This window comes from Ruegeria sp. HKCCD6604 (genome assembly GCF_013110635.1).
GTDB lineage: Bacteria > Pseudomonadota > Alphaproteobacteria > Rhodobacterales > Rhodobacteraceae > Ruegeria.
The window spans coordinates 104612-119483 of sequence record NZ_WVQW01000001.1 but is presented as its reverse complement, the minus strand read 5'-3'; the positions used below and the strand labels follow the sequence as shown (position 1 = coordinate 119483).

At 58.6% G+C, this 14872-nt stretch carries 13 protein-coding genes; 9 read left to right on the top strand and 4 right to left on the bottom strand.

All coding sequences use genetic code 11. The features are described 5' to 3' along the window. Positions 1 to 9 precede the first annotated feature (9 nt). Both aroB and GS614_RS00555 read right to left on the bottom strand, forming a co-directional pair. Positions 10 to 1122, bottom strand: a complete 1113-nt coding sequence (gene aroB, locus GS614_RS00560; protein WP_171231767.1) for a 3-dehydroquinate synthase — start codon at positions 1120 to 1122, stop codon at positions 10 to 12. After that, positions 1123 to 1710 (bottom strand): shikimate kinase, encoded by a 588-nt coding sequence (locus tag GS614_RS00555; RefSeq protein WP_171116289.1) that lies wholly within the window; start codon positions 1708 to 1710, stop codon positions 1123 to 1125. 218 nt (positions 1711 to 1928) lie between these two features. On the opposite strand from GS614_RS00555, the gene GS614_RS00545 reads away from it, so the two are divergent. The 9 genes from GS614_RS00545 (at position 1929) to GS614_RS00505 (ending at position 13654) form a co-directional block, all read left to right on the top strand. After that, positions 1929 to 3449, top strand: a complete 1521-nt coding sequence (locus GS614_RS00545; RefSeq protein WP_171725262.1) for a hypothetical protein — start codon at positions 1929 to 1931, stop codon at positions 3447 to 3449. A 2-nt stretch (positions 3450 to 3451) separates the two neighbouring features. Next, positions 3452 to 4408, top strand: a complete 957-nt coding sequence (locus GS614_RS00540; RefSeq protein WP_171725261.1) for a site-specific tyrosine recombinase XerD — start codon at positions 3452 to 3454, stop codon at positions 4406 to 4408. Between the two features lie 63 nt (positions 4409 to 4471). After that, a complete protein-coding gene (locus GS614_RS00535) occupies positions 4472 to 5779 on the top strand; it encodes an HlyC/CorC family transporter (RefSeq protein WP_171231770.1) in 1308 nt (435 codons plus the stop codon). A gap of 19 nt (positions 5780 to 5798) precedes the next feature. Beyond that, a complete protein-coding gene (locus tag GS614_RS00530) occupies positions 5799 to 5957 on the top strand; it encodes a hypothetical protein (protein WP_171725260.1) in 159 nt (52 codons plus the stop codon). 237 nt (positions 5958 to 6194) lie between these two features. Continuing rightward, complete coding sequence (locus GS614_RS00525; RefSeq protein WP_171725259.1) at positions 6195 to 8612, top strand: FAD-dependent oxidoreductase; 2418 nt, start codon at positions 6195 to 6197, stop codon at positions 8610 to 8612. 31 nt (positions 8613 to 8643) lie between these two features. Beyond that, a complete protein-coding gene (locus GS614_RS00520) occupies positions 8644 to 9243 on the top strand; it encodes an NTP transferase domain-containing protein (protein ID WP_171725258.1) in 600 nt (199 codons plus the stop codon). A gap of 750 nt (positions 9244 to 9993) precedes the next feature. Then, on the top strand, positions 9994 to 11430 hold the full coding sequence (locus GS614_RS00515) for a DegQ family serine endoprotease (RefSeq protein ID WP_152457755.1): 1437 nt from the start codon (positions 9994 to 9996) through the stop codon (positions 11428 to 11430). 180 nt (positions 11431 to 11610) lie between these two features. Continuing rightward, positions 11611 to 12291: a response regulator transcription factor gene (locus GS614_RS00510; RefSeq protein WP_152457754.1), complete on the top strand. Its 681-nt coding sequence runs from the start codon at positions 11611 to 11613 to the stop codon at positions 12289 to 12291. Then, a complete protein-coding gene (locus tag GS614_RS00505) occupies positions 12284 to 13654 on the top strand; it encodes an ATP-binding protein (protein ID WP_171725257.1) in 1371 nt (456 codons plus the stop codon). Before GS614_RS00510 ends, GS614_RS00505 begins: the two co-directional genes overlap by 8 nt. Here the strand turns inward: GS614_RS00505 and GS614_RS00500 are convergent. Beyond that, complete coding sequence (locus tag GS614_RS00500) at positions 13651 to 14118, bottom strand: CYTH domain-containing protein (RefSeq protein ID WP_171116304.1); 468 nt, start codon at positions 14116 to 14118, stop codon at positions 13651 to 13653. The genes GS614_RS00505 and GS614_RS00500 overlap by 4 nt on opposite strands. Continuing rightward, a complete protein-coding gene (locus GS614_RS00495) occupies positions 14115 to 14870 on the bottom strand; it encodes a ParA family protein (protein WP_171725256.1) in 756 nt (251 codons plus the stop codon). Before GS614_RS00495 ends, GS614_RS00500 begins: the two co-directional genes overlap by 4 nt. Positions 14871 to 14872: the final 2 nt, after the last annotated feature.

The following is a 14872-nucleotide window of genomic DNA, read 5'->3' as shown; positions in this document are numbered from 1 at the left end:
GCCTTCAGGTCAAGCCGTGGCAAGCGCATCCGACAGGACCGAAAGAACCGCATCTTTCGGCACATCTGAGGTCACGAACGCTTCTCCGATCCCACGCGCCAGAATAAACCGAAGCTGGCCATCCACGACTTTCTTGTCCTGTCCCATAAGATCCACCAGCGCCTCGGCGCTTGGCAATTCGCCCGGAATATCGGCCAGATCCGTCTTCATCCCCATCGCGCGCAAATGCGCGCGCACCCGGCTTGGGTCCTCTTGCGAACACAAACCCAGGCGCGATGACAACTCAAACGCCAGCGCGCAGCCAATTGCCACACCTTCGCCATGCAGAAGGCGGTCGGAATAACCCGTCGCGGCCTCCAGGGCGTGGCAGAAGGTGTGCCCCAGATTGAGAAGAGCCCTGTCACCTTGTTCGGTTTCATCCCGCGCGACGATGTCGGCCTTCATTTGCACCGAGCGCGTCACCGCGTGTACCCGGGCCGCCATGTCACCCGAGGAAACGCTTGGCCCGTGCGCCTCAAGCCAATCAAAGAATTTCGCATCGCCAAGCAATCCGTATTTCACGACCTCGCCATAGCCTGACAAGAAGTCTCTTTGGGTCATGGTCCCCAGAACAGAGGTATCCGCCAGAACCAGCGAGGGTTGATGAAACGCGCCGATCAGGTTTTTGCCCTGTGGTGCGTTGATCCCGGTCTTTCCACCGACCGAACTGTCCACTTGAGCCAGCAATGACGTTGGAATCTGCACAAAGCGAACACCGCGCCGCAAGACCGCCGCTGCAAAGCCTGCCAGGTCTCCGATGACGCCGCCCCCCAAGGCCACGACGACATCCCGGCGTTCGACTTTTTCTGCGAGCAGCCACTCGACAGCGCGCTCGAAATGCGGCCAGCTTTTGGTTGCCTCTCCGGCGGGCAGCGCCAGCGCGGTCATCTCGATCCCCGCGGCATTCAGCCCGGCGCGCAATGCCTCAAGATGCAGACCGGCCACGTTTTCATCCGTCAGAACCGCGACTTTTGGCCGGGCCAAAAGTGGTGATATCCAGCCCCCCGCCCGCGTCAGAAGATCCGGACCGATTTCAACATCATAGGATCGGTCACCCAGGTCCACATGTACTGTTTGGTGCATTTATTTGAGTTCCAAAACATCAGGGCGCGCCAACAGAGCGTCGACAACGCGGCCTACCATATTTTCGATCGAGGTCTCACCATCCGAATCCACTGTCAGATCGGCCTGAGCATAAACCGGCACGCGGGCCTCGTAGAGGGATTTCAGCGTCGCATAGGGATCGGCGGTGCGCAGCAGAGGACGGGTGTCCTTGTGGCGCACACGGTTCCACAGAACATTCAGGTCCGCGCGCAGCCAGACGGCAGCGCCCTTTTCGGCGATGATGCGACGGTTTTCCGGCTGGAGAAACGCCCCCCCACCCGTTGAAAGAATGCCTTTTTGTTCATCCAGCAAGCGCCCGATGACCTGCGATTCCTTGGTGCGAAAGAAAGGTTCGCCGTCACGCTCAAAGATTTCAGGAATGGTCATGTTGGCGGCTGATTCGATCTCGGCATCGCTGTCCAGAAACGGAACACCCAGACGTGCGGCCAACGCGCGACCCACCGCAGTTTTGCCAGCCCCCATCATCCCCACCAGAACCACGGTTTTGTGCAGATCAAAACCACCCTGTGTGTCTGTTGAATGTGTGTTATGCTTAATTTCGCTCATTTAAACGTGAATGACGTGATCTTGGGAAAAATGCCAGTTATAACTTGGCCAAAATCAAAAATTGAGGCAGCGTGGGGCCATGGGCCGACTGATCAAATTCCTGATATATGTTCTTTGCCTGGTATTCATTGGGCTGGTCGCCTACGCCTATGTTGGCCCATTCTTTGGCGCGGATTTTTCTGCGCCTCAAAGTGAAATCCGCGAACCGGTCGTATTGGATGTCAACTAAACAGGCGCTGTTGGCGGTCTTTCTGGCGGGATCGGCACATGCGCAGACCCCGTTATCCGCGATCGAGTGGCTTGCGGATCCGCCGGAAAACCTGCCCGGAACCGTATTGTTGGAACCGCCGGTGGCACAGAACGGCGGATTGCCCGAAATTGAGGTCACGCCGCTTGAAGCGTTGTCGCAACCTTTAGGCCTGGTCGCATCATCCGTCACCGGTTTGCCCATGGATTTGTGGCAAGGCAGCGATGCGAACCGGCTGGCGGAGCTGATCGCGAAGACGCCCGTTCGCGACAACCCGGCCATGCAACGCCTGTTGTTTACATTGCTTCTGTCGGAAACCCGGGCGCCAGCGGGCCCTGATGCGCAAGAGATTATGCTGCTGGCGCGGCTGGACCGTCTGATGCAACTGGGCGCGGCTGATCCCGTGCAATCGCTGGTTCAACTGGCCGGGCCGACCGATACACAGGATCGGTTTCAGCGCTGGTTTGACGCAACGCTGCTGACCGGTGATGAGGATCGCAGCTGCACCGCCCTTATCGCCGAACCGCATCTGTCAAAAGACTACGCCGCGCAAGTGTTCTGCAAAGCCCGACGCGGAGATTGGGCATCGGCAGCGTTGACGCTTGAGGCAGCGCATGCCCTGGACATCCTGCCGCCGGAAGAGCTGGCGGTTCTGGATCGTTTTCTAAGCCCTGAACTCTATGAAGGCGCGGCTTATCTGCCCCAACCTGAAAACCCGGATCCATTGAGTTTCCGACTGTTCGAAGCGATCGGAGAACGGCTTCCTTCCGCCTCGTTGCCACGCGCTTTCGCCAACGCGGATCTTCGGGATGTGGCCGGATGGAAAGCGCAGATCGAAGCTGCCGAACGGCTTACACGCATTGGCGCTTTGACGCCCAATCAATTGCTTGGACTTTATACCGAGAGGTCCCCGGCAGCGTCCGGCGCAGTTTGGGACAGGGTCGCGGCCATCCAACGATTTGAAAGCGCGTTGGATACGCGAAACGCTGAAGCCATCGGAAAAACGCTGCCACCAGTCTGGCAGCAGATGCGCAGCGTCGGGCTTGAAGTGCCCTTCGCCGAATTGTTCGCCGAGCGTCTGTCGAAGGTTTCGCTGTCGGTGCCGGCGACTGAAAACCTGCGCTGGCGCATTCTGATGCTGTCTGGCCTGTACGAACAGGCTGCGCAATCAGCACCGGACAACTCGATCGATACCCTGTTTCTTGCGGCGCTGGCGCAGGGTGATCCGGGGCGGGCGGTTTCTCCTTCTCCGTTGGCCGACGCTGTTTCTCAGGGGTTTGCATGGGCGGCACCCGTACCCAACGACATTGACGCCTTACTGGACAACGGTCAGCTTGGTGAAGCCATACTGGAAGCCATGCAGCTGTTTGCGCATGGTGCACGGGGCAATCTGGTGGATCTGACCGCAGCAATTGCAACCTTCCGACGCGGGGGCCTGGAAGACACCGCGCGGCGTGCTGCGCTGAGCCTGTTGATCCTGCAAGAGCGTTGAAGATGGCAATTCCGGCGACAAATGAGCTATGGATTTCGACCTTTCTACAGGCCCAGGCAGCGGAACTTGGCGCGGCGACAAATACCTTACTGGCCTATGGCCGCGATCTGAAAGACTTTGCGTCCTGGTTGCAGCGCATGGGATCCGGATTCGATCAGGCAGATCGTGGTCAGATCGAGGCCTATCTGATCGACTGCCAGGCACAGGGCTTGTCACGTTCCACCCGCGCGCGGCGATTGTCGGCGATAAAACAGCTGTACCGCTTTGCGTTCGAGGAAGGCTGGAGCGAGACGAACCCCGCCATCCAGATCAAAGGTCCGGGGCGACAGAAGCGACTGCCCAAAACGCTGGACGTGCCCGAAGTCGACCGTCTTCTGGCAGCCGCCCGACAAACCGGGCGCAGCAAGGCTGATCGCGTACGCAATACCTGTTTGATGGAAGTGCTCTACGCCACCGGGATGCGTGTGACCGAACTTGTGTCCCTGCCTGTTTCCTCGGCCCGTGGCGATCCGCGTATGCTGTTGGTGATGGGCAAAGGCGGCAAGGAACGCATGGTGCCCCTGTCCCCACCGGCGCGGGATGCTTTGGCTGCCTGGTTGACCGCGCGGGACGAAGCCGAAGACCAGACCGTCGAGAAAGGCGGTCAAAGGTCTCGTTTTCTGTTTCCGTCGCGCGGCAAGTCCGGCCACCTGACACGGCACAGGTTTTTTCTGCTGGTCAAGGAACTGGCCGTTCAGGGTGGCGTTTCACCCGAGAAAGTCACCCCGCATACCCTGCGCCATGCCTTTGCCACGCATCTGCTGGCCAACGGCGCTGATCTGCGTTCGATCCAGACCTTGTTGGGTCATGCCGACGTTGCAACGACCGAGATTTATACTCATGTTCTGGATGAACGGCTGTCGGAACTGGTGTTGCAACACCACCCGCTGAGCAAAGACCCTGACGAAGACCGGGGCTAAGCCCTTGATCCAGCAGCGCGGCATCCCCATAACGGATGCGTCACCCTAACCCACCAAGGACCAATGGAACCCTCATCTTCTCTGATCGACAGCGCATTCTGGTTTACGTCAGGCGCGATCCTCTTGTTGCTCGTTTTGTCCGGCTTTTTCTCGGGTTCGGAAACGGCGCTTACAGCCTCTTCTCGCGGAAAACTGCGGGCGCAGGCCGACAAGGGATCACGGGGCGCAAAAAAGGCGCTAGAAATCACCGATGACAATGAACGCCTGATCGGCTCGGTTCTTCTGGGCAACAACCTTGTCAACATCCTGGCGGCCTCGCTGGCGACGGCCTTGTTCACCCGTTTGTTCGGCGAAAGCGGCGTGGCGTTGGCGACCCTGGTCATGACTTTGCTGGTTCTGATCTTTGCCGAAGTGCTGCCAAAGACCTACGCCATCACCAATTCCGAAAAGGCCGCGGCGGCTGTCGCGCCGATCATCAGCGTCGTCGTGACGGTGTTTTCACCCATTGTGGCCGCGGTGCGGTTGCTGGTGCGCGGTGTGTTGCGTCTGTTCGGCGTGCAGATCGATCCCGACAGCAACATTCTGGCTGTACGCGAAGAGATTGCCGGCGCCTTGCAACTTGGTCATTCCGAAGGCGTGGTCGAAAAGGAAGACCGCGACCGCATCTTGGGTGCGCTGGATCTGGGCGACCGGACGGTGGAAGAGATCATGCTGCACCGATCGAATATCGAGATGATCGACGCCAATGCCGCCCCAGAGGAAATCCTGAAACAATGTCTGCAAAGCCCCCACACCCGTCTGCCTGTGTTCCGGGACGAGCCGGAAAACATCGTGGGCGTTGTCCACGCCAAGGACCTCTTTCGCGCCATGTATGCGCAGGCAGGCAGCAGCGACGGCGGGACCGACCGTTTGGCAAGCTTTGACATCGGAAAGGTGGCAAACGACCCTTACTTTGTGCCCGAAACCACGACGCTGGACGACCAGATGCGGGAATTCCTGCGGATGCACAGCCATTTTGCATTGGTTGTGGATGAATATGGGTCACTGCGAGGCCTGATCACGCTTGAAGATATTCTTGAAGAAATCGTGGGCGAGATTGCCGATGAGTTCGACATAGACGAAGAGGTTCCGGTAACACGCATCGAAGATGGCCAGTATCTGGTTGAAGGTTCCATGACAATCCGGGATGCCAACAGGGCACTGGACTGGTCTCTGCCGGATGACGAGGCGAACACGCTGGCCGGTCTGGTGATTCACGAGGCCCAGATGATCCCTGACGTCGGTCAGGTGTTTTCGTTCCACGGTTTCCGGTTCGAGGTCACGGCGCGTGAAGGCAACCGCATCACCGGACTGAAAGTGCGCCCCCTGTAGCTCTTGCGATTTTTCTGAAATGTTCCGCGCGCTGCCCAAGCGCCTGTCGTCAACCGAACGACCCAATTGCGCTGAACCGGGCGCGGATACTCCGATCATCGCAAAGTCCGGCCCAAGCACGGAGCTGGGCGAGATGGGCCAGTTTGATCACCCCGACTTTGTTGCCGTCGTGCAATAAAGTGAAAAAGCGGCCTTTCCGGCCGAAAAACCACCGGGCGATGTCGTGCTGAACGAGGCGCAGGCCGTCTGTTTGTTTGCCCTCGGTTACAGGTTTCGACGCACTTTGGCTGCGCGAGAAGGCTGTGCAAATCCAAAGCTGGTGCAATAGGTGACATGCGACACTTGTTGTCGCTAACAGACGAGTAATATCCCCATCGGCTCGACAGTTTTTTTCAAAATCATGGGGAGGAACACTGTGAAAACCACCTGTCAGGTTGCCGTCATCGGGGGCGGCGTCGTCGGTTGTTCGGTGCTCTATCACCTGACCAAGCCGGGTTGGTCCGACGTGATGTTGCTGGAGCGGTCGGAACTGACCAGCGGATCGACCTGGCACGCGGCGGGCGGGTTTCATACGCTGAACGGCGACACCAACATGGCCGCACTGCAAGGCTATACCATCCGGCTGTACAAGGAGTTGGAAGAGATCACTGGCATGTCTTGCGGGCTGCACCATGTGGGCGGCATTACGCTGGCTGACAACCAGGACCGGTTCGACATGCTGCTGGCCGAACGCGCCAAGCATCGCTTTATGGGGCTGGAGACCGAGATCGTCGGCCCCGACGAGATCAAGAAGATCGCCCCCATCACCAACACCGACGGCATCATCGGCGCGCTCTATGACCCTTTGGACGGACACCTCGACCCCTCGGGCACGACCCACGCCTATGCCAAGGCCGCGCGCATGGGCGGAGCCACGATCGAGACCCACTGCATGGTGCGCGAGACCAACCAGCGCCCCGACGGCACATGGGACGTTGTGACCGACAAGGGCACCATCCACGCCGAGCATATCGTCAACGCCGGCGGCCTCTGGGCGCGCGAGGTGGGCGCGATGGCGGGCATCTACTTCCCGCTGCACCCGATGGAACACCAATACCTGGTCACCGACAACATCCCCGAAATCGAGGCGATCATCGACGCAGGCGGCGAGCATCCGCACGTCATGGACCCGGCCGGCGAGAGCTATCTGCGGCAGGAAGGGCGCGGCCTGTGCATCGGCTTCTACGAACACCCCTGCAAGCCTTGGGCGGTGGACGGCACGCCGTGGGAGTTCGGACATGAGCTGCTGCCCGACGATTTCGACAAGATCACCGACAGTATCGAATTCGCCTATCGCCGCTTCCCGGTTCTGGCCGAGGCCGGAGTGAAATCGGTGATCCACGGCCCCTTCACCTTTGCCCCCGACGGCAACCCGCTGGTCGGGCCGGTGCCGGGCGTGCGCAACTACTGGTCGGCCTGCGGCGTGATGGCCGGGTTCAGCCAGGGCGGCGGCGTCGGCCTGACGCTGGCGCAATGGATGATCGAGGGCGAGCCCGAGCGCGACGTCTTTGCCATGGACGTGGCCCGCTTCGGCGACTGGATCACCCCCGGCTACACCCGCCCCAAGGTGATCGAGAACTATCAGAAACGATTCTCCGTCGCCTACCCCAACGAGGAACTGCCCGCCGCGCGGCCCAACCGCACCACGCCGATGTATGACATCTTCAGCGATTTGGGCGCCGTCTGGGGCCAGCAATACGGGCTCGAGGTCGCCAACTATTTCGCGCAAGCGGACGAGCCGACTTATGAAACTCCGTCCTTCCGCCGCTCGGACGCCTTCGACGCAACGGACCGCGAGGTGCGTGTCGTGCGCGGGGGCGTGGGTATCAACGAGGTGCACAATTTCGGCAAATACCTTGTGACAGGTCCGCGCGCCCGCGACTGGCTGGATCGGATCTTGGCCGGGCGCATCCCCGCCCCGGGCCGCCTGTCGCTGACCCCGATGCTGTCGCCCAAGGGCAAGCTGATCGGCGATTTCACCGTGTCCTGCCTGGGCGAGGAGGAATTCCAACTCACCGCCTCATATGGTGCGCAGAACTTCCACATGCGCTGGTTTCAGCAACATCAGGAAGACGGCGCAACCGTTGAAAACATCTCTGACCGCCGCAACGGCTTCCAGATCGCAGGCCCCAAGGCCCGCGAGGTTCTGGCCGCCTGCACCCGCGCCGATATCAGCGGCATGCGCTTCATGGACGTGCGCCGCATGGTCGTTGGCTTGACCGACTGCATCGTGCAGCGGGTCAGCTATACCGGCGACCTGGGGTTCGAGATCTATTGCGATCCGATGGCGCAGCGCCAGCTTTGGTGGACCCTATGGCAGGCCGGCCAATCGCACGGCATGGTGCCCTTCGGCATGCGCGCGATGATGAGCCTGCGGCTCGACAAGTTCTTCGGCTCGTGGATGCGCGAATTCTCACCCGACTACACCCCCGCCGAAACCGGGCTCGACCGCTTCATCGCCTTCAACAAGCCCGCTGATTTCATCGGCCGAGCCGCCGCCGAGACGGAACGTGCCGACGGCCCCGCGCGCAGGCTGGTGGCCTTCGAGGTCGACGCAGACGACGCCGACGTGAACGCCTATGAACCGATCTGGCTGGATGGCACTGTCGTGGGCTTCTGCACCTCGGGCGGTTATTCGCATTATGCCCGCAAGTCCGTCGCCATCGGTTTTCTGCCAACCGAACGCGCAGCAGAAGGGCTTGAAGTCAAGATCGAAATACTGGGCCAGATGCGCAAGGCAAAGGTCATCTCGACACCCTTGTTTGACGCAGATGGCGCCCGAATGAGGGGATGACTCGCGCTCGGGCCCACGGCATTGTACCGAAATGACCGAAATACCCATTATCCTTTTGGCAGCGGGTCAATCCAGCCGCATGGGCGGCATCGACAAATTGATGCAGCCGATCAACGGCATGCCGTTACTAGCCCGCTCGGCACGCACAGCCTCCGCCGTGGGTCCTGTGATTGTCGCCCTGCCCCCTGAACCAAATCCCAGATATGGCGCACTTGATGACATGGATGTCCAGATCGTTCCGGTCCGGGATGCGGCAGAAGGCATGAACGCCAGTTTGCGCGCCGCAATCCAAAAACTGCCGCCGGATGCATCCGCCGCGATGGTTTTGCTGGCCGATCTGCCCGATCTGACTCAGGCTGACCTGGCAACAATCCTGAAAGCGCGACTAACCCATCCCGACTACCTGATCTGGCGTGGTACAACCGAGGATGGAAAACCCGGTCATCCGGTGGTGTTTGACAGATCCCTTTTTGGTCAACTGTCACAGTTGCAGGGGGACGACGGTGCACAAGAGATCGTGCGGAAGCATAAAGACTTTGTTCATCTGCATCCGCTGCCTGGCCGAAACGCACTTTTGGATCTGGATACCCCGGGTGACTGGAAGGCTTGGCGCAAAAAACATGCCCCTTGAACAAACACGGCCCGGTCTTATCGACCGGGCCGGTGCCCAAAACAGGACTACCACTTTGCTCAATCTCCAAAGTGTGGCCAGTGTGCTTTCAGAAACACTCCGACTCCCAAACAGCCAAACCTAAACAAGACCCCCTCGTTAACACGCCGCTATCACTTTTGGTGATCGAGTTAGCCGCCAGCGCCCCCTAGCGCTTTTGGCTCCCCTCACTTGGGCATCTTCATCCTCACTTATCCGATCGCTCGAAACAACGTAAAATTGGAAGGAATGGTTAATTTGGGTCTTCTGCGAATGGCTTTTACGCAACATCGCGCGAGACCAGGATCAACTTAAAGGAGACTGCTCAAATTCGGAAGGGGTAGCGATTCGTGATTAAGCGCAAACTTATTCACCGATATCCGCACTCAATAAGATTTTTGGTGTGTCAAGCCATGCCTCACACAGACCCACCCACAACCATTGGAAGAGCAGCTTTTTTCTCCATCATTCGGAAGGATGATTGTCAACAAAACAAAACAAATTCAATATTTTTGAAAGTTTGACGCCATTTTTAGCAACAATCCTCCGATTCGCTCTGGTGCGGATCGGTGAAATTCCGCGAATCCCGATCGACGTCGACCGCAACCCAACACCGGCTTTGTGGCAAAATTAAGATTTATTAATTGATCAGTCAGGAAACGCCAATTCTGAGCATGCAACTGTTGTCTCAACGCGCAGCCGCAACTGCGTGACGATAATCAGGAGACACAAATGAGCATCCGCAAATCCTCGCTTCTACTTCCCCGCACTTCCAACTGGGTGGGTGTCAGCGCGCTCGGCGCGGCCCTACTGGCAACGACGGCTATACCGTCCATGGCGGACGAGGCATTGGCCGATCTGGTTGAGACCGTTTCACCCTCGGTCGTAACCATCATCGCTGAACAAGATACAGCGCCGACCCCAACCCAGGGGCAAAACTTTGACTTCGAAGGACACCCTTTTGGTGAATTCTTCAAACGCTTCGGCGGCCCCGAAGGGTTCAACATGCCGCAACGCGGCCCATCCCAGGGCCTGGGTTCGGGATTTGTTCTGGACGAAGCCGGATACATTGTCACCAATCACCATGTCGTCGACAATGCCTCGACCGTGACCGTAAGGCTCAGCGATGACCGTACCTTCGAAGCCGAAGTGGTCGGAACGGACCCGTTGACGGATATCGCGGTTCTGAAAATCGACGCAGGAACTGACCTGCAAGCCGTGGAGCTTGGCGACAGTGACGAGATCCGCGTAGGTGAAGATGTGGTCGCCATCGGCAACCCCTTCGGCCTGAGCTCGACCGTGACCACAGGCATCGTTTCGGCAAAAGGCCGCAACATCTCGGAAGGCCCTTATGCCGAGTTCATCCAGACAGATGCAGCGATCAACAAGGGCAACTCGGGCGGTCCCCTGTTCAACATGGATGGCGAAGTGGTCGGTGTGAACTCGGCCATCTATTCACCCAGCGGTGGTTCTGTGGGGCTTGGATTTGCCGTCACGTCGAACATCGTTGAACACATCGCGGCCGATCTGCGGGATGACGGACAGGTGAGCCGCGGCTGGCTGGGCGTGTCGATCCAGAACGTAAGCCCACAACTTGCGGCAGCGTTGGGAATCGAGGCTTCCTCGGGTGCGCTGGTGTCTGACGTGGTTGCCGGCAGCCCGGCAGACGGCGCCCTGAAGCAGGGAGACGTTATCCTGAGCTTTAACGACGATGCCGTGGAGTCCAGCGGTGACCTTCCCATCCTTGTGGGCACGACCAAGGTCGGCACCGACAGCACTCTGACCGTTTTGCGTGACGGCAAGATGGAAACTGTGACCTTGACGGTTGGCCAGCATCAGGCCGCATCGGCCGAGGCCGACAAACCGGTCGAGGCGGAAGTTGCGGGAACAACACTGGGTGTGACCGTGGCCCCCCTGACCGAAGCGGTTCGGGCAGAAAATGGTGTTGCTGAAACCGTCGAGGGCGTTGTCGTCACCGACCTGAAGCCCGACAGCCCTGCGGCAAAGGCCGGCCTGCAACGCGGCGATGTGATCGTCAAGCTCGGCAATCAGGACACTGTCACTCCGGATGCTTTGAAGGCTGCGCTGGACAGTGAAAAAACCGATCCTGCCCTGGTGCTGATCAACCGTGGCGGCAGCCAGATTTTTGTCGCGGTCGAACTGGCCTGACCTTGAACATGCGTGCGCCGCTTGATGGGGATTTTCGGCGCACGCCTCACCCGGCGGATCAGAGTTGTCCACTATCCGCCGGGCTTGCCGGGTGCCGGCCCAGCACCCGGCAAGAACTTCTTCTAACCATATGCTTTAGTTAAAATTTGTGTTTAAATATCAAAAGAAAGGATCCCGACCATGAGCCGCCGTCTGTTGATCGTCGAAGATGATGCTGACACCAGGGACTTCATCGCCAAAGGTTTTGGCGAAGAGGGGTATGTGGTCGAAACCGCTGCTGACGGTCGTGAGGGGTTGTACCATGCCACGGACGGTGGGTTTGACGCCATTGTTCTTGACAGGATGCTACCCGGTCTGGACGGGCTGTCGCTGATCAAGTCGATGCGGGCCGCCGGTTTGAAAACCCCGGTTTTGATGCTGACGGCGATGAGCGCCGTGGACGAAAGGGTAAAAGGGCTGCGCTCGGGCGCTGACGACTACCTGGTCAAGCCTTTTTCGTTTCAGGAGTTGCACGCCAGAATCGAAGCCCTTTTGCGTCGCCCTCAGGAATCCGAAGAGACGCCGACATTGACTTGCAAAGACCTTCAGATGGACTTGTTGACTCGCAAAGTCACACGCGACGGGCACGAGATCACCCTGACACCGCGTGAGTTTCAGATTCTCGAATTTTTCCTGCGCCGCAAAAACCGCGTGGTGTCGCGCACCATGTTGCTTGAAGGCGTTTGGGATTATCATTTTGACCCAAACACCAACGTCGTGGACGTGCATATTTCGAAGTTGCGGCGCCAATTGGACGAAGGCGGTGACGCGCCATTGATTGAAACCGTCCGCGGAGCGGGTTACATGATGTCCGATGGATAACCTTGGGCTTTCCCTGAACAATTCCCGCACAAGGCTGGTTGCAACCAGCATGTTTCTGAGCACGATTCTGACGGCGTCTGTACTCGCCATCGTCTATGTGACCGCCAATCGAAGCATCGAGGCCGAAACCCGCTCGGTCGTATCAGCCGAGTTGACAGGGCTTGCGGATGAATACGAAAGGCGTGGGCTGATAGGTTTGATCACTGCAATTGAGCGCCGTTTGCCGAGTGCCGCCGAGCGGGACGCGCTGTATCTTTTGACAGACAGGTTGGGGGTCAAACTTGTCGGCAATCTCAAGTCTTGGCCGGTGAACATTGCCGCTGGAAGCGGTTGGGTGGACTTGGAATTGCGCCGGGCCGACAATGATCAGCTTGTGCCGGTTTCAGCTGCATCCATCCGCCTTCCGGGCGGCGAGCGCCTGCTGGTTGGACGGGATGCAGCGTCGCGCCAGCAATTCGACAGGGTTTTGTTTCGCTCGGTTGCGTTGGCGCTTGGGATTGCTTTGGTTCTGAGCGTCATCACCGGCTGGTTGTTCACGCGTTTGGTGTTTTCGCGCCTTTCGGATATCGCCAGTACGGCCGAGAATATCGTTTCAGGCGATCTGTCAAAACGGATGCCGCTGCGCGGAACCGGGGACGAATTCGATCAGGTTTCAGGCACATTGAACAACATGCTTGACCGGATCGAGGAGTTGATAAGCAACCTTCGGACCACATCTAATTCGATTGCACATGATCTCCGCTCACCTTTGTCTCGTCTGCGGCAAAGGGTCGAGGCCCTCTCTGAACCCGACAAAAGCGACTTGGATCGCGAGATCGACATTGCGCGGGCGACGGGTGAAATCGATCACGTCCTGCGGGTTCTGGGGCAGCTCACCGAAATCTCTCGGGCCGAGGCCGGCCTGGGGCGCGAGCAATTCGAAACCATCGATTTGCAGCAACTTGTTGGTGATGTTGTCGAGCTTTATGACCCGGTCGCCGCCGATCAAGGCGTGCAGCTTGAAGTCAAGGGTTCCGCCCCGGCCATTCAGGGGCACCGGCCCCTTCTGTCGCAAGCTCTTTCCAATCTGTTGGAAAACGCAATGCGTTACGCGCCGGAACATACTGCAATCACGATCTCGATCGGTACTCGCGACGGTTTCACCCAACTGAGCGTCAGGGATCGTGGCCCCGGCGTACCGCCGAAAGAACTGGATCGCCTTCAGCTTCCCTTCGTGACACTTGACCCCGCGCGGACGGAGCGGAATGCGGGTTTGGGCCTGGCTCTGGTGGCCGCAATCTCACATATGCACGGCGGAAAATTTGCCGCCCGGAACTGCGACCCCGGGCTGGAAACCACGATCAATCTGGCACAGCTGCGTTAATCAGGAACGCCGTATATCGCCATGGTTTTGTTCTTGTATCGCGTGTCGGCGGTGACATCCGCACCGAACCAATCCGGTGGCACGTATCCTTTGGCCTGCTCCTCCGAGGTGAACTCTACCTCGACCAGGCGCAACGGTGCCAGATCGCCTGAAAAGACGTCCAGCTCGAACAGCAAGCCATCCGGCAAATGGCCGGTGTAGCGCTCTTTTTCAACCCTGCGCCCTTCGGTTTCCGGCCAGAAGGTTTCGAACTGATCCGCGGTGATCTCTGCCTCTCGTTCTACCCGGACCAGGCCACCGACCCCTTTCAAGGTCAGGAAATACGCATCGTTCTTTTGCCTCAGCCGAAGCTCGGTGGAATCGTCGGGGGCCGTCAGATAACCCTGTCTTACAACGGCCTTTTTCGCTTCGCTCAGGTCCGGCAGGCTTGAAACCAGAAACTTGCGCTCGATTTCCTTGCTCATTGGTTCGAAATCACTCCGTTTTCCAGCTCTTCGAACAGCGCCCTGTAAGACGCACAGGCCGCACTGCGCCCGGCATAGGTACAGACCGGGGCACGATACTGACCCATCTTTTCAATATCCGCAGCGAAAGGAACCACCGTCTGCAAAAAGCGTTTCGGATACAGCTTGCGCATCTCCTTCATGGTTTCCTGATGCAAAACCTTCCGGTGTTGCACCATCGAAAAAAAGGCGCGCAGCTTTTTCTTGCGCAGCTTGTGTTGTTCAAAAAAGCTTACCAACTGATCGAAACTCCGCTCGGACAGGGTTGTCGGCATGACCGGCACGACGATTTTATCGGCAGCTTTGAAGACATTCTCGGACAAAGTTGAAAAGTTGGGCGGGCAATCCAGAATGATCACGTCATAGTCGCTGCCCGCGGCCATCAAAGCTTTTTTCAGCCGCGAGCGTTTGTTCCGCATCCGCGACAGGAACACGTCGAAGTCGCGAAAGGTCAGGTTCGCCGGCAGCACGTCCAGCCCTTCGAAGTCACTGGCCCGGATCGCCTTGATAAACCGCGCCACATCCTCGAAAAACCGCGCATCCTTCAGTTTTTTTGATGGCTTCACCCGAAAGTAGAACCCTGAAGCGCCCTGGGGGTCGAGATCACACAACAGCACCTGTTGCCCCGCCTGCGCATAGGAATAAGCCAGGTTCACCGAAGTAGCGGTTTTGCCAACACCGCCCTTGTTGCTGTAACAGGCAATGATCTTCATTC